The organism is Pseudomonas costantinii, from assembly GCF_001870435.1.
Classification (GTDB): Bacteria; Pseudomonadota; Gammaproteobacteria; order Pseudomonadales; family Pseudomonadaceae; genus Aquipseudomonas; species Aquipseudomonas costantinii.
This window is the reverse complement of the sequence record NZ_MDDR01000008.1, coordinates 1-19,189: the sequence shown is the minus strand read 5'-3', so window position 1 is coordinate 19,189 and position 19,189 is coordinate 1. Positions and strand designations below refer to the sequence as shown.

The window sequence follows — 19,189 nt, the reverse complement described above, 5'->3', positions numbered from 1 at the left end:
TTTGACACTACGCAGCGGTTACTGGGGGTGGTAGCAACAAGGGTGCCAGATCCGTGGCGACTCGTAAGAAAAGGCGACAAAACCTGTCAGCCTAAGATTTTGTCAGGTGGCGAAAAGGTAGGCCTCCACATCCATCCCCGCGTCGCGCATCTGCGCCAGCTTGTAGCGCAGGGTACGAGGGCTGATCCCTAAGCGTTCAGCGGCCTCTTTTCGGCGACCGCGCTCGGTACGCAGAGTGTCGATGATCATCTGGAATTCGCGGCGACGCAGGTCGTCACCCAGGGCTCCGCCGGACTCAACCTCGGCAACCACCACGGGCGCCGGAGCCAAACTTGGCAACGGTGCAATGCCATTGCCCATGGCCAGGCAGAAGTCCTGGGGCTGGATCAGTCCGCCCTGCTGCAAAATCAGCGCGCGCTGAATCGCGTTATCCAATTCCCGCACATTGCCAGGCCATGGGTAGCTGATCAGGCAAGCCTGCGCCTCAGCCGACAGCCGCGCCTGGGCGTGCTTCATTTTTTTGACGTGGTTGTTCAGCAAGCGCTCAGCCAGCGGAATGATGTCCGCGGGGCGCTCACGCAACGGCCGCCAGGCCAGAGGGAACACCGAGAGCCGGTAGAACAAATCTTCACGGAAGCGCCCCGCCGCCACTTCGCCCGCCAGGTCGCGGTTGGTGGTGGCGACCACGCGGATATCCAACTGGATCGGTTTGCGTGCGCCGACGCGCTCCACCTCGCGCTCCTGCAACACTCGCAGCAGCTTGGCTTGCAAGCCCAAGGGCATTTCGGAGATTTCGTCGAGCAGAATGGTGCCGCCGTCAGCCTGTTCGAACTTACCGGCCTGGGCCGCGATGGCGCCGGTGAACGAACCCTTTTCATGGCCGAACAGTGTGGCTTCGAGCATGTTGTCGGGGATGGCCGCGCAATTGATCGCGATAAACGGTTGTTTGGCGCGGCTGGATTGCTGATGAATATAACGTGCCAGCACTTCTTTACCGGTGCCGGACTCGCCGGAGATCAATACGGTGGAGTCGCTGCGCGCCACGCGGGCCGCCAGTTCCAGCAATTGCGCACTGGCCGGCTCGAAAGCAATCGGGCCATCGCCCTCGGCAACCGGGATCACCCCCTGGGCGTGACGGGCGACCAGTTCGATCAAGGCTTTGGGCTCGAACGGTTTGACCAGATAGTCTGCAGCCCCTTGGCGCATGGCATCCACCGCCCGCTCCACGGCGCCGTGGGCAGTCATCAGCAACACCGGCAGTTGCGGCTGACGGGCACGCAGCAGGCCGAGCAACTGATGACCGTCCATACCCGGCATGTTGACGTCACTGATCACCAGGCTGAAGGACTCCTGCTCGACCGCCTCCAAGGCGTCCTCGGCAGAACCGACCGCCCGGTAGTCATGGCCCGCCAACAGCAGCGTGTCAGCCAATGCTTCACGCAGGGCGCGATCGTCTTCCACCAATAAAACCTTGATAGCCATTGTCCTTTTACTCCGTGCTTGCCGCGCCTGAAAACAACGGCAAGGTCATCAATGCACAAGTGCCACGCCCCAACCGGGAGCGCAGTTGCAATTCTCCCTGATGGGCACGCGCGACCGCTTTGACCACGGTCAGGCCCAGGCCGGTACCGTTGGTTTTGGTGGTAAAAAAAGGTTCGCCCAGACGTTGCAGTACCACCGGCTCAATACCGCTGCCACTGTCACTGATGCACAGGCGCAAGGTTTGCTCGCGGGCATACAGATGCACTTTGAGCCGTGCGCCCTGGCCACTGGCCTGGGTGGCGTTTTCAATCAGGTTAAGCATGGCGCCGACCAGCGTGTCGCGATTGCACAGCAACTCGCCGAGGTGGCTGTCGCACTGCCAACGCACGTTGACGTCTTGGATATGAGTGGCCGCAGCCGCTTGCAGGGACTGCATCAGCGCCGAAGGCGTGATGCGATCAGTCAGCGGCAATTCACCACGAGCAAACACCAGCATGTCGCGCACCTGGTGCTCCAATTCGTGCAGACGCTCCTTGAGGCGCCCGGCAAATCGTTGATGGGTGGATGCTGGCAATTGCTCATCAGTCAAATGACTGGCGTAGATCAACGCCGCCGACAGAGGTGTACGGATCTGATGCGCCAAAGAAGCGACCATTCTTCCCAACGACGACAAGCGCTCATGGCGCGCCAGCTGATCTTGCAGGTGACGGGTTTCAGTCAGGTCATTGAGCAACACCAGTTGCCCGGGCTCAGCGTCCAGAGAACGGGTGGCAATGGACAAGCGGCGACCGTCTTTCAGGGAAATTTCGTGGCCGTCGTCTTCACGCGGGGCAAAGCAGCGTGCGATGACGTGGCGCCACAACTCGCCTTCCAGTGGCAGGCCGAGCATGTCGACGGCGGCCGGGTTGGCTTCGCGCACGCGGCCCTGGTCGTCGATGACAATTACGCCACCAGGCAGCAACGACAGCAGGTTTTGCAGACGGTTGGCCAAACGCTCTTTCTCGGCCAGCTCTTCCATGCGCTGGGCACTGACGACCGCCAACTCGCCTTTGAGCTCGGAAACCCGGGCCTCCAGCAGGCTGTAGGAGTCAGTCAGTTGGCTCGACATCTGGTTGAACAGCGAAAAGGCCTGTTCCAGGCCATGTCGGCTGAGCTGCTCTACAGTCGGGACAGGCCCCTGAAGATCAGGAGTCAAAGGTAGTTGGGCGGCGTGGGGCATCATGCTCTCTCGCTTGGCTGACCGTCAGTTAAACGGAACGTTGCGAGGGCTGTAGCAATACCCGTGCCTAAAAAAAACCGCTGATTAATCAGCGGCTTGAAAAACAGGCGTCAATCATCCGCCTGCTCATCACCTTCTCGACGGCTCATGCCGTACTTGCGCATCTTCTCCACCAGGGTGGTTCGACGAATGCGCAAGCGCTCGGCGGCACGCGCGACGATGCCATTGGCATCGTCCAGAGCCTGCTGGATCAGGCCTTGCTCAAGGCTACCGAGGTAGTCCTTCAAGTCCAGGCCTTCCGGCGGCAGCATGGCGGTGGAACCAAAGTCCGGCGTATGGCCGTTGATGGCCACGCGCTCTTCCAGGTCGCTGCGCAGGCTGTCGACCAGCTGCTCGTCTTCGTCGTCGACGTAGCGGAATTTCTTCGGTAGTTCGACCACGCCGATCACACCGTAGGGGTGCATGATCGCCATGCGCTCCACCAGGTTGGCCAGCTCGCGGACGTTACCCGGCCAGCCGTGGCGACACAGGGACATGATCGCTGCGGAGTTGAAGCGAATCGAACCGCGCTTCTCGTGCTCCATGCGCGAGATCAGTTCGTTCATCAGCAGCGGGATGTCTTCCACGCGCTCACGCAGCGGGGCCATCTCGATTGGGAAAACGTTGAGCCGGTAGTACAGGTCTTCGCGGAAGCTGCCGACCTCGATCATGCTCTCGAGGTTCTTGTGGGTAGCCGCAATGATGCGCACGTCGACGCTCTGGGTCTTGTTGCTGCCCACGCGCTCGAAGGTGCGCTCCTGCAACACACGCAGCAGCTTGACCTGCATCGGCAATGGCATGTCGCCAATTTCGTCGAGGAACAGGGTGCCGCCGTTGGCCAGTTCGAAACGTCCGGCACGGCTGGTGATCGCCCCGGTAAAGGCGCCCTTCTCGTGGCCGAACAGCTCGCTTTCCAGCAACTCTGCCGGGATCGCCCCGCAATTGACCGGCACAAATGGCCCGTCGCGGCGCTTGGAGTGATAGTGCAGATTGCGCGCAACCACTTCCTTGCCGGTGCCCGACTCGCCGAGGATCAACACGCTGGCGTCGGTGTCGGCCACTTGCTGCATCATCTGGCGCACGTGCTGGATTGCACGACTGGTGCCGACGAGGCTACGGAACAGGTTGGGTTCGCGGTGACGCCCGCGCTCACGAGCCTGGTCGTACATCTCACGGTAGACCTGGGCACGGTGCAGGGAATCGAGCAGCTTGCTGTAGCTAGGCGGCATTTCCAGGGTGGAAAGCACTCGGCGGCGCTGATCTTCCGGCAGGTCGACAGAAGAAATATCGCCCATCAACAACACCGGAAGGAACTCATCCCAAGTCGACAGTGTCTTTAAAAGACCCAGAACTGCGCCTGGAGCGTTTACCGTCCCGATCAGCACACAAATGACTTCACGGCTCGACGACAATGAGCTGACCGCCTGCTGCCAATCATGGCTACCGCAGGGCAAATTTTCTTCACCGAGAAAATTTAAAATCACCGCTAAATCGCGGCGGCGGACGCTATCGTCATCAATCAGCAGAATTTTGGTTTCACGCCACATGCAATAGCAACTTCCCTAGTTAACTCATATGCCCTGGGGTCGGGGCAATCTAGACGGCTGTAGGCATTTTCTGCACTACAGCCTTCTGAAATCTGAAAACAGCACTAGTTAAGTCAAAAAATCGCGCGCAGTCAAATTTATGACGCGCGTTCGGATTAACTGAGCCAGTTCAGCCGAACAGATGGTAAACCTTTGACGCGTTTTGCGCTCGGTTGATCTGCGACATCTCTTCGAAAATCGCCTGGCGCTCGCCGGTCGTCACCTCAAGCAACTGCTGATAAACCGCCAACAAGCTCTCCAGCTTCTCCCGCAGGGCATCTTCGTCCACCGGCGCATTATTGAGCGCCTCATCGATCACCGCGCGGCAACCCATATCCAGCTCGCCGATAGCGTCCCAGTTACGTTTCGCCAATGCGTCGACCAAGGCTTCGCGGGTCTCGTCAATCCGTTGCAGGGCGTGGCTCATGACATCATCCTCAGGCCAGCAGGCCTACAGTGTTGCAATACCGTCCCAGCCTTCCTTGAGCGTAATCATCAAGCCGGCTACTTCGTCGATCATGACCACATCGCTCTTGCTGTTCGCCTCAAGCAAGCGCGTGGTCATGTAGGCATACAGATTATCCAACTGCTGCAAGGCGGCCGGATCATCGGTTTTTTCCGGATTCAGACCGTCACGCAAACCGATCAGGATGTCGATCGCTTTACCCAGCAACAGGCCTTTTTGCGCGATATCACCACGAGCCATGGCACCCTTGGCCTGAGCCATGCGATCCAACGCGCCCTCCATCAGCATCTGAACCAGACGGTGTGGGCTGGCCTCGGAGATCTGGGCATGGGAATTGACCTTCTGGTATTGGCGAAGGGCTCTCATGGGATTCATGTTTCTACCTCGTGACAGGCAACAGCTAAATAGGATGGGCTCTGACTAATATGTCGACGGGATCACAAAAAACTTTAACCCGGCGATCTACTGAAGGCTGCGCCCGGCGCAGAATCGCCGGGCGGCAACAGCTCGGATCAACTGTCCGAAGAGGTCTTGTTCAGCGCATTGAGCGTGGTCATGACGCTGGAGCGCTGACTGGTGAGCTGGGCAACCAGGTTGTTCATCGTCGTGTATTTGGCGGTCAGGCTTGTCTTCAAAGCAGCCATGCGCGTGGTCAGGGTGTCCTGCTGGGTTTGCAGGTCCTTGAGACTATTCGACAACGTCGATGACCGCGTGGCGAGGATCCCGGTGTTGCTCAGCGCATAGCTGTCGGTCGCGGATTTCATACGCGCCAGCAGACCACTGTCACCGTTGAAAATGCCGCCGATATCAGTGGGGTTGGTTGCGATTGCCGCACTGAACAGTTTGTCGTCGATGCTCAGCTTGCCGGTTTTCTGGTCAGTGTTCACACCGAATTGAGCCAAGGACTTCAAGGTACCCGTGCCACCCAACGCGTTCAGCTGTGCACGTATTGCCGAGGTCAAGGTACGCATGGTTGCGTCGCCCGTCAGCGCAGAAGGCGTCGTAGAACCATCAGCATTGGTCGTCACGGCGGTTTCAGTGTTAATCGCTGTAATCAACGCGTTATAGGTGTCAACAAAACCCTTGACCGAGCTTTTGAGAGTGTCAGTACTGCGCGCGACGGTAATGGTCGAAGCTACCCGCTGGGCTGTCTGGTCTGTAACACCGGCAGGCAGCGGCGACACCGCCGTCAGCTTGATACTCACGCCACTGATTGCGTCGGTCAGGGTATTGCTCTTGGATTCCTGGGAAGTACCGTCAATGGTGTACTTCGCATTCTGCGGCGGGGTCACGACGGACGTCCCAGTTTCCAGGCCGGAGTTACCGCCAAAGGTAATGTCGGTGCCGACACCGGTATTGGTCGACGTCATGACCAGACGGGAACCCGTGGAGTCGGTCAGGATGTTGGCACTCAGACCTGCACTACTGTATTGCGCGTTAATCGAATCACGCACTTGCTGCAGGGTAGCGCCCGGCGGCACGCTGACGGCATAACTCTTACCCGACTGGGAGATCGTCAAGGAAGTCGCTGTCGTGCCGGCGTTGACAACTGTCGAAGCCCCACCTGCAAACGTCTTAGTCGCAATCTTCGAGGCGGTTGCCAATTGGTTTACAACCAGCGAGTAGCTGCCGGCGGAGGCGCCGGCGCCCAAGGTGACGGAGGAAACGTTGGTATCCGACGTCGTCGCCGTCAAACCACCAATACTGGCATCCTTGGCCATGTTATCCATCGCACCGCGAAAAGCATCCAACGCCGCTTGAATCTTGCCGATCGAGGACAACTGGGCGGTCGACGTCTGCGTCTGCTTGTTGATCTGAGACTGCTTGGGCGCCTGCTCCGCATTCACCAAAGCGGTAACGATCGACTCAGTATTAATACCCGTAACCGGGCCGCTAACCGTGATATCACCCATGATGTTCTCCTGATTGGGGCTGGCGCTTTCTTGACGGACGACGCCTCAAGCAGCTACAGCAACAAAATTCATGCCAGCTCAGACTTTAGCGTCAAACAGCAAGCTGCTAGCGTCGTGAAGGCTCTGTGCGAGTTTCAATGCCGTTTCCGAAGGGATCTGACGAATAACCTCGCCGCTTTCGGTCGCAATGACCTTGACCACCACCTGATGGGTGGAGGCGTCGATGGAAAAATCCAGGTTGCGCTGGGCAGCCTGGACGAATTTGCGAATATCCGTCACCGCCTGTTCAAGGTCGGACGGCTTCGAGTCTTGCTTGGTTTCGACCGCGGCAACCGTAGGCTCTACCTTGGTTTTCTGCGGGTCAGCACTTATAGGGGCAGGAACGCTCTGCGGCGCCGCTGCAGGATAAGACAGGTTCAACTTGACGCTCATGTCCATGTCCAATCTCCTCATCACACAAAAGACAAAAGGGCACGTAAACGCGCCCTTCCGTCAGTCATCTACCCATTGCTATTACTGAAGCAGCTTCAGTACAGCGGACGGCAGTTGGTTGGCCTGGGACAGGATCGCGGTGGATGCCTGTTGCAGGGTTTGTTGCTTGGTCAACTGAGCAGTTTCAGCAGCGTAGTCAACGTCCTGGATCTGGCCGCGAGCGGCGCTGGAGTTGTCGGCGATGCTAGTCAGGTTGGCAACGGTGTTGTCGAAACGGTTTTGTACAGCACCAAGGCCGGCACGCTGGGAGTCGATGTCCGAGATCGCTTGAGTGATCACGTCAATCGCGTTTTGCGCGTTGGCAGCGGTAGTCACGTCAGTGTTGTTGACGGTGGTTTTGGCGGAGTTGGCAGCAGTACCTGCCGCGGCGAACACACCTGTTACACCAGCGCCGTTCAGCGAGTAGCTGCTGGAAGAGTTCAGCGAAACCTGGCCAGTAGCAACCAGAGCAGTAGCGGTCAGTGCAGCAGCAGTACCAAATGTGCCGTTGCCGCCTTGAGTTGCAACCGAGATACCAGCAGCACCACCGTCGCCAGCGTTGAAGGTCAGGTTCTCACCAGTATCGGACTTAATCGACAGGGCGTTAGTCGACGAATCGTAGTTAACGCTGATGCCCAGCTTGGCAGCGTTGGACGACAGTTGGCTAGCCAGGTCGGAAGTGCTGGTCACACCGGTGAACTGGACCGCAGCACCGCTACCCACTTGCAGGGTGAAGTTGGCGTTTGGAGGAGTAGCGCCAGCAATAGTAGCGGCGTTAACGGTGAACTGAGCTACGGTGCTGGCAGTCGCAGCCAGGCCGCCGACAGCGCCGTTCATTTGAGCAGCGATCTGCTTGGCGGAAGCACCAGCAGCCAGAGTTACGGTAGTGGACTGACCGCCGCCGGTAACGTTGATCGCACCGCCGGTGATACCGGTTGCGGATGGCGTCAGGGCTTGGGTTTTCAGCTGTTGCGAACCAATGTTGTTGGCCGCTACGTTACCGATAGTCATGTCGATAGTCTGGTTGGCGTTAGCGCCGACCTGGAACGAAGTAGTACCGAAAGAACCGTCCAGCAGGTTCTTGCCACCGAAGGTGGTGGTGGTAGCAATACGGGTCAATTCAGCAGTCAGCGCTGCGTATTGAGCCTGGTTCGACTTACGGTCTTCAGCGCTTGGCGAGCCGTTGGCGGATTGCAGAGCCAGGGTACGCATGCTTTGCAGGATGTTGGTGGACTGCTGCATCGCGCCTTCAGCGGTCTGAGCAATCGAGCTACCGTCGTTGGCGTTTTTGATCGCAACGCCCAGGCCGTTGATCTGGCTGGTCAGACGGTTGGAGATTTGCAGGCCGGCCGCATCGTCTTTGGCACTGTTGATACGCAGGCCGGAGGACAGGCGCTGCATGGAAGTTTGCAGAGCGTTGGAAGCATTGTTCAGGTTTTTCTGAACGTTCAGCGATGCAAGGTTAGTGTTTACTGTTAATGCCATGACGAAATCCTCGTGGGTGGTGTACTGCGGCTTCCGGCCCTGGCAACCGCCGGGTGTGCCTAGAGAACCTTCGTAATAGTTATCGTCGTGAAGTCAGGTCTCTTGAGGACTTTTTTGATTTTTTTTACTAGCACGGTGCCACCCTTTGTAATTCAAGCATTTACGCTAGCTCAAACACCCGCAATTGCTGGATTTTCTGGCGCCAAATAAAAACGCCCAGGCTTTTTCAAGCCTGGGCGTTTTTGTGTGCAGCGCTCTCAGGGCATCACGGACGATAGAGAATTGCCGAACCCCACGACAGGCCCACACCAAACCCGCTGATTGCGACACGCTTCCAGTTGGCATCCAACATGTGCTTCTCCAGCAACAGCGGAATACTCGAGGACACGGTATTGCCGGTCTCGACCATGTCCTTGATGAATTTCTCCACCGGTGCATCTTCGAAACGCCGGGCCACGGCGTCGACAATCGCCGCACTGCCCTGGTGAATGCAGAACGCGTCGATCTCGTCAGCCTTAAGGTCCGACTCGTCGAGCAGCTCGTGCAAATGCGCCGGCACCTTGAGCAAGGCGAAGTTGAACACCTGACGGCCGTTCATGAAAAACACGCCATCGCTGACTTTCAAGTGCGGCGCGCCGGAACCATCGGTGCCGAACTTCGATTTGCCCAGCAACCAAGGGGCATCTTCGCCCATCCAGGTGGCGGTGGCGGCATCGCCAAAAAGCATGGTGGTGTTGCGGTCTTCCGGGTCGACGATCTTCGAATATGGATCAGCAGTGATCAGCAGGCCGTTTTTCAGGCCGGTGGCTTCCATGAAGCCCTTCATCGCATAGATGCCGTAGACGTAGCCGGAGCAGCCGAGGGAGATATCAAAGGCTGCCACATGGGTCGGCAGGCCCAATTTGTCCTGGACGATAGCGGCCGTGTGCGGCAAACCTTCTTCATCGCCATTCTGAGTAACGACGATCAGCGCATCAATGGATTCGCGCTTCAAATCGGGATTGTTGGCAAACAAGGCATTGACCGCCTCGACGCACAGGTCGGAGGTTTCCTGCGCAGCATCCTTACGCGGCAGGAACGCCGAACCGATCTTGCCGATGATGAAATCTTCATCCTTGGCGAATTTGGCACCCTGGGCGTAGTTATCGACCCCGTCTGCCGGCACGTAACTGGCGATGCTTTTTATGCCAATCATTGTGGCTTCCCAATACTAAATAGCTGGAGAACACCCCTCGGACTACGCCGGAAGTGCTGACAATAAAGGGGATAACCCCGTAAAAACGTCGCTGAAAGCCGCCGCGCAAAGACCCGCAGACGACTTATCCTTTTCACACGATACAGTGAAGATGCGCTTCATGACTCACAGGTCACTCAATTTTCTGCGCTTTGTGCAAAACCCGGCAACATTCCGGCGCCAAAAACGACAACGGCCCACCCTGTTGCCAGGGTGGGCCGTCAGTCCTGTCGCCGATCACATCCGGCTGAACAGGCTCAACTGGGAGATTTTCACGAAAGCCAGTTGTGAGGCTTGCAACATGGTCTGCTGCAATGTCAGGTCAATTGCCGCCTGCCCCATATCGACGTTCGCCAGTGACGACATCGTGGAGGTATTAGCCAACCCCAGGCTGGTGTTTTCCTGTCCCTGAATATCCAGGGCGTTCTGGCGCGCACCAATGGAGCCCCGCACCTGATCGATCTGTGCCGACGCGTTAGCCAGGTTGCCAATGGTAGTGTTCACCACATCCTTGAGCTTGTTCATGGCAACCTGGTTGCCATCCGCAGGGGTTTCCAAGGCTTTGCGCAATTGGCCCAGGGTATCCAGGGCGTTCATATTCTTGTTGCTGGTGGCGCCGACGGAAAACTGATCACCCGCCCCCGGCGTACCACTCACATCAAAGGTCACCCCGGCGGTGGTGATCGACGTCGCGCCCGCGGCGATGGTGCCCGAAGCAATCGACTTGCTGCCCGCCGTGTAGGGCTGGGCGTACACATCGTAAGCAGTGCCGCTGGTGAACTTGATCACCGCACCCGAGTTGGGAAAGGTACTGCCGTAGGCCGCCTGGTCTGTAACCCGGCCACCGGTCAATTGCGCCGTGGACGCATTACTCGCCGTACGCGAACTGCTGAACGTGTCCGGCTTGCTTTCCAGCGTGAACGCCTTGCCCGCCACCAACGCATCAGAGGCCGCACCCGGGGCGACATCCGAACCCAGGTTCAGGGTGATGTCGAATTTGACTCCTCGCAGATTGACGCTGGAAGCGCCCTCCTTAGTGGCGTCGAACGTACCGTTACCGGTGATCTCGGACGTAATGTCGTTACCATCTTTATCGGTCACGCTGTATTGGGTGCTGCTGGCGAAGGTCAGCTTATACGGCTGGCCATCAGCAAAGTTCTTGGAGTAAGCCGTGCCGGAGGTAATCAAACCTGCCGAGATCCCGACCTTGCCGTCATTGACAGCAGGCGGCAACAGTGTGGTTTGAGTACGACCCGTATTGGAGGAGCTTTCCAGCAGGGTCTTACCGGTATCGCCCGTAGAAATCGACAGGTTGCTCGACACTTGCAGGCTCAGCGGCGTTTCATCGCCCTGATAGGTGTAGGTACCGTCGTTATTGCGGCTATAGGGCGGCGTGTCGGTCTTGGCTCCGGAGAACATGTAGTTGCCGCTGGAATCCTTGGTATTGAGCAGACCCAACACCTGATCCTCAAGCGCACCCACCTGGCTGGCGATCGCCTTGCGGTCATTATCGTTGAGCTTGAGGTTACCGGCCTGCAGCGCCAAACCCTGCGCGGTTTGCAACGCAGTATTGATGCTCGACAGCACACTTTCTTCGTTGGTCAGCGAGTTTTGCAAACTGGTGATGTTGCCGGTGTACTGCCCCAGCATGTCTTTCTGTTGCTGCAACAGCAGCAATTGGGCAGCCGCGACAGGATCATCCGCCGCGGTCTGCACGCGGACACCGGAACTCGCCTGATTCTGGGCCTTCACCACACCTGAATAGTTATCCTGATACTTGCTGGAGCTGGTGTCGAAATACTGCTGTGTAGAGATACGCATCGTTCCAGACTCCTTTAAAGGGCGTTAATCAGTGTGCTGAAGGTTTCTTGCGCGGCCTTGATAATCTGCGACGACGCGGTGTAGTACTGCTGAAACTTGATCATATCGCCTGCCTCTTCGTCCAGGTTGACCTGAGACACCGAGTTACTGGCAGCCTTGTTCGCCGCCAGCAAGGCACCGGTGGCAGTACTGTCGGTGTTGGCCTGGGCGGCCTTGGAGCCCACCTGGGACACCAGCCGGCTGTTGGCACTGACCAGGCTCACGCCCGCATTGCCATCGACCGCACCGACCGTGGCCTTGGTTTGCAAACCCAGCAACTGCTGAGCGTTGCGACCATCGGAGGTGGCGCCACTGTTGAAGGAAAAGGTAGTGCTGTCACCGTTGGCGGGCGCACCGGCCACAGTGGTGTCAAAGCTGAAGCTCTTACCCGGGATCAACGTCCCCGTGGCATCGCGCATCGGCACATTGATGGTGATCTTGTTGCCTTGGCCCGGAATGATGCTGCCGGTGCCGATCGAGTTGCCCTGGGCGTCGTTGACCGTATACGACTGGGTGCCGTCCGCCGCAGGCTTGCCGAACACCATCTTTACCGGCATCGAGTTTGCGATCCCGGTGCGCAACTGAGCAGTAGCGGCGCCGCCATTGATATCCAGCGGCACTGTCAATGTCGGTGGCGTGAACGTGCCGGTACCGGTGTTGGTCTTGCTGGCGTTGCCGGCCAATGGCCCGGCAAACGCGATCTTGTTTGGATCTTTGAGAGCGACCGTGATTCCGCTGGCGCCATTGGCTGTCGGGCTGACCTTAAAGCTATCACCGGCAGCTACCGCCCCGCCGCCATTGAGCGCGAGGGTAAACCCGTCGATCACCGGCGGCGGCGTGGTGGTGGTGTCGAACGACCCCATGGCCTTGCCATCGGAACGCACCACGTTGTACTGGTTACCGCTGGTGAAGGTGACTTTGTAGTCGAAAGTCGACAGCTTGCTGCTGTCAGCAATCGTCACGTTCAGGTTGCCGGAGCCTGCACTGTTACCAGCCGCCGCCTGGCTACGCTGGGAGATGGCTGCCGCGCTGTTGATATCGCCAAACAGCGAAGAGCCGAAATCGCTGTTCAGGTCCAAACCCTGACCCAACTGGCTGTTAACGGTGTCGGCGGTGGCAATCGCGATGCGACCCAAATCGTTGATGGCCGGCGTCAACACATCACTGCGATAACGCAACAGGCCACCAATGCTGCCACCGGTAACCACCGAGCCGATGTCCATCGCGGTATCGCCCATTTTGAGCTGGATGGTGTATTGGCTGTTATCGGTGCTGCTGGGCACGGCGGAAATCGTATTGGCAATACCGCCCTCTACCAGCGACTGCCCGGTTCCGGTGGTGATGCTGTACTGGCCGTTCTTATCAGTGGCGGTAACGCCGATCAGCTCATTGAGCGAACGTACCGCTTCATTGCGCGCATCCAGCAAGTTGTTCGGCGCGCTGCTCGACGAACCCTGGGCCTGCGAGATCTGATTGTTCAGCGAAGCAATCGACGAGGTCAGCTTGTTGACCTGGTCGCTCATGGTGCTCAGCTGGCTGTTGATGCCCTCTTTCTGCTGGGTCAACTGCGTAGAAATCGAATTGAAACGGTTGCTCAAGGTCTGGGCGCTGGTCAGCAACAGTTGCCGGGCGGACACATCGCTGGGGGTGGCTGCGGCGGTTTGCATCGAGGAAAAAAATGCGCTGAGCGCCGCAGACATACCGGTGGACTTGTCCGACAAGGTCTTGTCGATGGCGGCGGCCTGGCCTGCGTAGGCAGTGGCATCGCTATTGAGCGAAGTGCTGTTCTGGTAGGCGGCGCCGAGGAAATCGTTATAAATGCGGCGCACATCCGCCAAGGTCGTGCCGCTGCCGATATACACGCCACCGAACTGATTGGAGGCGCTGGCGTTTTGGGTGGTCTGCTGACGCGAGTATCCCGGGGTGTTGACGTTGGCAATGTTGTTACTCAGGACCGACAACGATCCTTGAGCGGCGTTGAGCCCCGACATCCCGATATTGAGCAAACTCATGATTCAGACCTTATAAATGAGTGGATGCGCCCGCGGCAGCGTAATTCTGGTAACTGTTCATCGTTTTGGCGATCTGCGAAATCTTGCTGGCGTAGTCCGGGTCGGTTGCATATCCGGCTTTTTGCAACTCGCGTACAAACTGTTCCGGGTTGTCGGCTGATTTCACAACTTCTTTATAGCGATCATTGCTTTGCAGCAATGTCACCAGGTCATGGAAGCTGTCCTGGTAGGAATTGTAGGAACGGAACTGCGCCGTCTCCTTGACCATCGCCCCATCGCGAAACTCGCTGGTGATCGCGCGGGCCTGGCCGCCCTGCCAACTCTGACCAGCCTTGATGCCGAACAGGTTGTGGCTGCTGCTGCCATCTTCGGCACGCATCACCGATTTACCCCAACCGGTTTCCAGGGCTGCCTGAGCCACCAGGTACTTCGGATCGACACCGATACGCGCTGCGGCCGCCTTGGCCATCGGCAGCATGGTGGCGACGAATTCATCCTGCGAGTTGAAGGCTTTCTTCGCCGGCGCCAACGGTGGCTGAGCCACGGCGCGGCCGTAAACCTGCATGCGCCCACTCGGTGCGACCGCAAAGCCGCGAGCGGCGCTATTGACCACATTTTCATCGGCGGCGCTGTTACGCAGCGGCGCAGCCTTGGGAACCGTGCTCAGGTCAGTGTTTGGCACGATGCCGGCCAACAGGCGATCCGTCAGTTTGCTCGGCAAGGAAATACGACGCTGATTCATCAGTGCCACGTCGTTGGCGTGGGAGTTTGTGCCTTCAGGGACCGCCACGCGGTAAGCCCACAGGGGACGCTGACCATTGGAACGGCCCAGCGGGCCGTCAGCCTTGGTACCCGCAGCGATCTCGGTTGGCACATCAACCTTCTTGGCTGGCGTAGCCGCCGCCGGGCCCTGCAAGGTAGCGGCCTGGGCGTCCACCGGCTTGTTCTTCTGCATCTGACGCATCAACACATCGGCCAAACCGATACCGCCACCTTCGCGGGACATCGAGACCGCCAGTTGCTGGTCGTACATTTCCTGATACTGCTTGGCAGCCGGGGTATTCAGCGGGTTGTCCTTGCCCAACGCATCGGTGGCCGAGCGCGCCGACTTGAGCATCTCGCTCAAAAACAGCGACTCGAACTCCTGCGCCACTTTGCGCATGTTGCCTTCACTGTTCTTGTCACCGACCTTAAGCTGGTTCAGCCGGTTCAGGTCGGAGTAAGACCCCGAGTCCGCCGTGCTGCTGAGCCCGCTCTTGCGCATATCCATGGCCATGGCCTTAGATCACAATCAGGTCGGCTTGCAAGGCGCCGGCCTGTTTCAGAGCTTCGAGGATCGCCATCAAGTCGCCGGGCGCTGCGCCCACCTGGTTCACCGCGCGGACAATCTCGTCCAGGGTGGTGCCGGGGCCGAACTTGAACATCGGCTTGGCTTCTTGCTGGGCATTGACCCGCGATCGCGGAACCACCGCCGTCTGGCCGTTGGACAAAGGCCCAGGCTGGCTGACGATCGGGTCTTCGGTAATGGTGACGGTCAGGCTGCCATGGGTCACAGCCGCCGGCGATACCTTGACGTTCTGGCCGATCACGATGGTGCCGGTACGCGAGTTGATGATGACCTTGGCCACGGCTTGGCCCGGATCAACCTCAAGGTTTTCCAGAATCGAGAGGTAGTCGACACGCTGGCTTGGGTCCAGCGGCGCCGTTACGCGGATCGAGCCACCATCAATGGCCTGAGCCACGCCAGGACCGAGCATGTCGTTGATCTTGTCAACGACGCGCTTGGCGGTGGTGAAGTCCGAACGGTTAAGGTTCAGGGTCAGGCTGTTGCCCTGGTTGAAACCGCTGGGCACGGTACGTTCAACCGTAGCGCCACCCGGGATTCGACCGGCCGATGGCACGTTGACGGTGATCTTCGAACCGTCGCGACCTTCGGCGTCAAAACCGCCCACCACCAGGTTGCCCTGGGCGATGGCGTAGACATTACCGTCGATACCTTTGAGAGGCGTCATCAACAGTGTGCCGCCGCGCAGGCTTTTTGAGTTACCAATGGACGAGACGGTGATATCCACCACCTGGCCCGGCTTGGAAAACGCCGGCAAGTCGGCACTGATCGACACCGCCGCAACGTTCTTCAGCTGGACGTTGCCCGAACCCGCGGGCACTTTGATACCGAACTGCGAAAGCATGTTGTTGAAGGTTTGCAGAGTAAACGGAGTCTGGGTGGTCTGGTCACCCGTACCGTTGAGCCCCACCACCAGGCCGTAACCGATCAACTGGTTGGAGCGCACGCCGGAAATGCTGGCGATGTCCTTCAGGCGTTCAGCCTGGGCGACTGCGCTCAGGGACAGCAACAATGCCGCCGCCATCAGCTGTTTGAGTTTCAAAGTGGCCACCTAGAAAGGGAACAGCGGGCTAAGGAAGAAACGGTCGAACCAGCCCGGCTGACTCGCATCAGCAAACGAACCCGTACCCGAGTAGGTAATACGTGCATCGGCAATCCGCGTCGAAGACACGGTGTTGTCAGTGGCAATGTCGTCGGCCCGCACCATCCCGGCAATACGCACCAACTCATCACCCGTGTTGAGGGTCATCCACTTTTCACCACGAACGGCGATGATGCCGTTGGGCAACACATCAGCAACCGTCACGGTGATCGAGCCCGTCAGGCTGTTGCCCTGCCCGGCGGCGCTCTTGCCATTGGTGGCGCGGTTGCCGCTATAGCCGGCGTTAAGGCTCAGGTCGCCACTGCCCAGCGGGTTGTTCGTGTTCGGCACGGCACCAAACAACGAGGTCAGGCCAATACTGTTGGTGCTTGTCTTGCCCACCTGTGAATTGGCGTTTTTACTGGCCTGGGTCTTCTCGTTCAGGGTGATGGTGATGATGTCACCGACCCGGAATGCCTTGCGGTCGCTGTACAGGTTCTGTTCGAAACCGGCCTGGTAGATCGAGCCATTGTTGGCGGCCGCAGGCAAAGGCGTGCGTGGCAACACCGGCGCGTAGTACGGGTCATTGGGTTTTGGCGTCGGGGCGACACAGCCCGCGAGCACGGCGATCCCACTCAATGCCAGAACAGAAACATAGCGATTCATGACCCTTACCTCACGGTGCTGCAGGCGCCATCAATGGCGCCCCATAGACTTGATTACAGATTCTGCGTTACGAACGAAAGCATCTGGTCGGCGGTGGAAATCACCTTGGAGTTCATCTCGTAGGCACGCTGGGTGGTGATCATGTTGACCATCTCCTCAACCGTGCTGACGTTGGAGGTTTCCAGAGTGCTTTGCAGGGTGGTACCGAAACCGTTCAGGCCAGGGGTGCCGATTTGCGGCGCGCCGCTGGAGGCGGTTTCCAGGAACAGGTTATTACCGATGGCCTGCAGGCCGGCCGGGTTGATGAAGTCGGCGGTTTGCAGGTTGCCGATCACTTGCGACGCTGGGTTACCGGCAACCGTGATGGACACGGTGCCGTCATTACCGACGGTAAAGGTCTGGGCGTTGTTGGGTACGACGATGGCCGGCTCGAGGGCGAAACCATTGGCTGTCACCACCTGGCCGTTGGCGTCCAGGTGGAAGGTACCGTCACGGGTGTAAGTCGTGGTGCCGTCCGGCTGCAGAATCTGGAAGAAACCCTTGCCGTTGACGGCCAGGTCCAACGGCTGACCGGTTTGCTGCAGGTTACCGGCGGTGAAGTTTTTCTGGGTGCCGACGATCTGCACACCAGTACCCAATTGCAGACCCGATGGCAGTTCGCTGTCCTGGGTCGACTGGGCGCCTGGCTGGCGTTTGATCTGATAGAGCAAGTCCTGGAACTCGGCGCGATCACGTTTAAAGCCTGTGGTCGACACGTTCGCCAGGTTGTTGGAGATGGTGGTCAGGTTGGTGTCCTGGGCGGACAAACCTGTTTTGGCAACCCATAGAGCCGGAAGCATGCTGTTCTCCTTCGTGCGCCTGTTTGTTGGCGCTGCGCTGCAAAATTAGTTTTTGTGAGACTGCAATCAGCTCATCGCCAGAACGCGGGTCATGGCCTGGTCGTCTTCTTTAGCGCTGTTCATCATCTTGATGTGCAGCTCGAACTGCTTGGAAAGCGCCAGCACCGCCGTCATTTCTTCCACGGCATTGACGTTGCTCGCCTGCAGGAAACCCGAGGTCAGCTTCACGTTGGCATCAACCTGGGCCGGCTGGCCATCCTTGGTGTGGATGGTCCCGTCCAGGCCTTTATTCATGTTCTTGAGGTCGGGTTGGACCAGCTTGATCCGGTCCACTTCAGCCATCACTCGCGGGCCTTCGCCCATGGCGCGGATGCTGATGGTGCCGTCGGCACCGACTTCGATTTTCTGTTGAGGCGGCACGGCAATCGGACCACCGTTGCCCATGATCGGCATCCCGTTGCCGGCCCGCAGCACGCCCAGTGCATCCACGTTCATGCTGGCGCTGCGCACGTAGGCTTCGCTGCCATCCGGGGTTTGCACGGCCATCCAGCCGTCACCGCTGACGGCCACGTCGAGGTCACGACCGGTTTCAATCATCGCGCCAGGGGTAAAGTCGGTGGCTGGCCGCTCGGTCATGGCAAACGCCCGCGCCGGAAAGCTGTCACCGAACACCGGCATCGAACGCGCTTGTTCCAGGTCACGCTGGAAACCGTTGGTGGAAATGTTCGCCAGATTGTTGGCATGGGCCTTCTGCGCCAGAGCATTCTGGCTGGCGCCGGTCATTGCCACATAAAGGTACTTGTCCACGCTTTTTCCTCTTTCTGACGGACGCTTGCCGCCCACCGCTGTACTGATGAGGCTTAAGCAATTTGCGAACCAACTTTTTGAAATTGGGGGAAGTGTAGGTGGGGCGGGGGTTTGCTCGGGGGTGTCTGGGAGTTTGGGTTGGGGGAGAGTCGGAAAGACGGCGGAGTTATGCCGCTTACGGCAACGAGCGGTTGGTTGGTGTGTATATCCGTTGCTGTGGTAACGGCCGCTTATGGTTTCGCTCTTACAGCGACTCACTTTGGAAAAGCCCCAAAGTAAGCAAAGGGCTCTTGCCCCACCACTCGGCACCTCGCCTAGGCTCGGTGTGCCCGCACTCCGGCACGGCTCCGCGGGTCGCCGCGATGGGCCATCCCTGGCCCAGCGCGGCTAAACCGGCATCCTTGCCGGTTTCCCCGCTCCACCGTGCCTACTTGCGGCCAGCGTGGTTTAACGGGGCGCCTAAGATCAAGATCAAAAGCAAAAGCACGGCGGCCTGAAAGCCGACCTGAGTGGTGTAGATCAAAAGCGGTCGAGTAATGTGGGTGCTCCATACATCAGGGAAACTGCATTCTGCCCTGCTTCTGATCTGGCTTTTGATCCACACCACTCAGGTCGGCTTTCAGGCCGCCGTGCTCTGCTTTTGATCTGCTTGTGATCTTGATCTCAGGCGCCCCATTAACCACG

At 58.7% G+C, this 19,189-nt stretch carries 16 protein-coding genes; all 16 read right to left on the bottom strand.

All coding sequences use genetic code 11. The annotated features are described in order from the left end of the window. Window positions 1-102: 102 nt before the first annotated feature. Entirely contained in the window at window positions 103-1,482 is a 1,380-nt protein-coding gene (locus BFL40_RS06985) for a sigma-54-dependent transcriptional regulator (RefSeq protein ID WP_071483262.1), read from the bottom strand. A 7-nt stretch (window positions 1,483-1,489) separates the two neighbouring features. Further along, the gene (locus BFL40_RS06980) at window positions 1,490-2,701 is read right to left on the bottom strand and encodes a sensor histidine kinase (RefSeq protein ID WP_071483270.1); all 1,212 of its coding nucleotides are present in this window, start codon (window positions 2,699-2,701) and stop codon (window positions 1,490-1,492) included. 110 nt (window positions 2,702-2,811) lie between these two features. Continuing rightward, window positions 2,812-4,287: a sigma-54 dependent transcriptional regulator gene (locus BFL40_RS06975; protein WP_071483261.1), complete on the bottom strand. Its 1,476-nt coding sequence runs from the start codon at window positions 4,285-4,287 to the stop codon at window positions 2,812-2,814. A 169-nt stretch (window positions 4,288-4,456) separates the two neighbouring features. Next, window positions 4,457-4,753, bottom strand: a complete 297-nt coding sequence (gene fliT, locus BFL40_RS06970) for a flagellar protein FliT (RefSeq protein WP_071483260.1) — start codon at window positions 4,751-4,753, stop codon at window positions 4,457-4,459. 24 nt (window positions 4,754-4,777) lie between these two features. Then, on the bottom strand, window positions 4,778-5,167 hold the full coding sequence (fliS, locus tag BFL40_RS06965; RefSeq protein ID WP_071483259.1) for a flagellar export chaperone FliS: 390 nt from the start codon (window positions 5,165-5,167) through the stop codon (window positions 4,778-4,780). 137 nt (window positions 5,168-5,304) lie between these two features. Continuing rightward, the gene (gene fliD, locus BFL40_RS06960; RefSeq protein WP_071483258.1) at window positions 5,305-6,705 is read right to left on the bottom strand and encodes a flagellar filament capping protein FliD; all 1,401 of its coding nucleotides are present in this window, start codon (window positions 6,703-6,705) and stop codon (window positions 5,305-5,307) included. A gap of 78 nt (window positions 6,706-6,783) precedes the next feature. Next, window positions 6,784-7,143 carry a flagellar protein FlaG gene (locus BFL40_RS06955; protein WP_071483257.1) on the bottom strand — a complete coding sequence of 120 codons (360 nt, stop codon included), beginning with the start codon at window positions 7,141-7,143 and terminating at the stop codon, window positions 6,784-6,786. Between the two features lie 75 nt (window positions 7,144-7,218). Continuing rightward, window positions 7,219-8,661, bottom strand: a complete 1,443-nt coding sequence (locus BFL40_RS06950) for a flagellin N-terminal helical domain-containing protein (protein ID WP_071483256.1) — start codon at window positions 8,659-8,661, stop codon at window positions 7,219-7,221. A gap of 265 nt (window positions 8,662-8,926) precedes the next feature. Further along, window positions 8,927-9,856, bottom strand: a complete 930-nt coding sequence (locus BFL40_RS06945) for a ketoacyl-ACP synthase III (protein ID WP_071483255.1) — start codon at window positions 9,854-9,856, stop codon at window positions 8,927-8,929. Window positions 9,857-10,132: 276 nt separating this feature from the next. Next, window positions 10,133-11,716: a flagellar hook-associated protein 3 gene (locus BFL40_RS06940; RefSeq protein WP_071483254.1), complete on the bottom strand. Its 1,584-nt coding sequence runs from the start codon at window positions 11,714-11,716 to the stop codon at window positions 10,133-10,135. 14 nt (window positions 11,717-11,730) lie between these two features. Then, window positions 11,731-13,767, bottom strand: a complete 2,037-nt coding sequence (gene flgK / locus BFL40_RS06935; RefSeq protein WP_071483253.1) for a flagellar hook-associated protein FlgK — start codon at window positions 13,765-13,767, stop codon at window positions 11,731-11,733. Between the two features lie 10 nt (window positions 13,768-13,777). Beyond that, window positions 13,778-15,043 (bottom strand): flagellar assembly peptidoglycan hydrolase FlgJ, encoded by a 1,266-nt coding sequence (gene flgJ / locus BFL40_RS06930; RefSeq protein ID WP_071483252.1) that lies wholly within the window; start codon window positions 15,041-15,043, stop codon window positions 13,778-13,780. 4 nt (window positions 15,044-15,047) lie between these two features. Beyond that, window positions 15,048-16,136, bottom strand: coding sequence for a flagellar basal body P-ring protein FlgI (locus BFL40_RS06925; protein WP_033901075.1), 1,089 nt, complete (start codon window positions 16,134-16,136; stop codon window positions 15,048-15,050). A gap of 27 nt (window positions 16,137-16,163) precedes the next feature. After that, window positions 16,164-16,859, bottom strand: coding sequence for a flagellar basal body L-ring protein FlgH (flgH, locus tag BFL40_RS06920; RefSeq protein WP_071483251.1), 696 nt, complete (start codon window positions 16,857-16,859; stop codon window positions 16,164-16,166). Window positions 16,860-16,912: 53 nt separating this feature from the next. After that, the gene (gene flgG, locus BFL40_RS06915; protein WP_071483250.1) at window positions 16,913-17,698 is read right to left on the bottom strand and encodes a flagellar basal-body rod protein FlgG; all 786 of its coding nucleotides are present in this window, start codon (window positions 17,696-17,698) and stop codon (window positions 16,913-16,915) included. A gap of 66 nt (window positions 17,699-17,764) precedes the next feature. After that, the gene (locus tag BFL40_RS06910) at window positions 17,765-18,505 is read right to left on the bottom strand and encodes a flagellar basal body rod protein FlgF (protein WP_071483249.1); all 741 of its coding nucleotides are present in this window, start codon (window positions 18,503-18,505) and stop codon (window positions 17,765-17,767) included. Window positions 18,506-19,189: the final 684 nt, after the last annotated feature.

What these genes read in the sequence shown, in the direction of transcription:
- BFL40_RS06985 (WP_071483262.1), bottom strand. Translation starts at nt 1,482, where the DNA reads ATGGCTATCAAGGTTTTATTGGTGGAAGACGATCGCGCCCTGCGTGAA.
- BFL40_RS06980 (WP_071483270.1), bottom strand. Translation starts at nt 2,701, where the DNA reads ATGCCCCACGCCGCCCAACTACCTTTGACTCCTGATCTTCAGGGGCCT.
- BFL40_RS06975 (WP_071483261.1), bottom strand. Translation starts at nt 4,287, where the DNA reads ATGTGGCGTGAAACCAAAATTCTGCTGATTGATGACGATAGCGTCCGC.
- fliT (WP_071483260.1), bottom strand. Translation starts at nt 4,753, where the DNA reads ATGAGCCACGCCCTGCAACGGATTGACGAGACCCGCGAAGCCTTGGTC.
- fliS (WP_071483259.1), bottom strand. Translation starts at nt 5,167, where the DNA reads ATGAATCCCATGAGAGCCCTTCGCCAATACCAGAAGGTCAATTCCCAT.
- fliD (WP_071483258.1), bottom strand. Translation starts at nt 6,705, where the DNA reads ATGGGTGATATCACGGTTAGCGGCCCGGTTACGGGTATTAATACTGAG.
- BFL40_RS06955 (WP_071483257.1), bottom strand. Translation starts at nt 7,143, where the DNA reads ATGGACATGAGCGTCAAGTTGAACCTGTCTTATCCTGCAGCGGCGCCG.
- BFL40_RS06950 (WP_071483256.1), bottom strand. Translation starts at nt 8,661, where the DNA reads ATGGCATTAACAGTAAACACTAACCTTGCATCGCTGAACGTTCAGAAA.
- BFL40_RS06945 (WP_071483255.1), bottom strand. Translation starts at nt 9,856, where the DNA reads ATGATTGGCATAAAAAGCATCGCCAGTTACGTGCCGGCAGACGGGGTC.
- BFL40_RS06940 (WP_071483254.1), bottom strand. Translation starts at nt 11,716, where the DNA reads ATGCGTATCTCTACACAGCAGTATTTCGACACCAGCTCCAGCAAGTAT.
- flgK (WP_071483253.1), bottom strand. Translation starts at nt 13,767, where the DNA reads ATGAGTTTGCTCAATATCGGGATGTCGGGGCTCAACGCCGCTCAAGGA.
- flgJ (WP_071483252.1), bottom strand. Translation starts at nt 15,043, where the DNA reads ATGGCCATGGATATGCGCAAGAGCGGGCTCAGCAGCACGGCGGACTCG.
- BFL40_RS06925 (WP_033901075.1), bottom strand. Translation starts at nt 16,136, where the DNA reads ATGGCGGCGGCATTGTTGCTGTCCCTGAGCGCAGTCGCCCAGGCTGAA.
- flgH (WP_071483251.1), bottom strand. Translation starts at nt 16,859, where the DNA reads ATGAATCGCTATGTTTCTGTTCTGGCATTGAGTGGGATCGCCGTGCTC.
- flgG (WP_071483250.1), bottom strand. Translation starts at nt 17,698, where the DNA reads ATGCTTCCGGCTCTATGGGTTGCCAAAACAGGTTTGTCCGCCCAGGAC.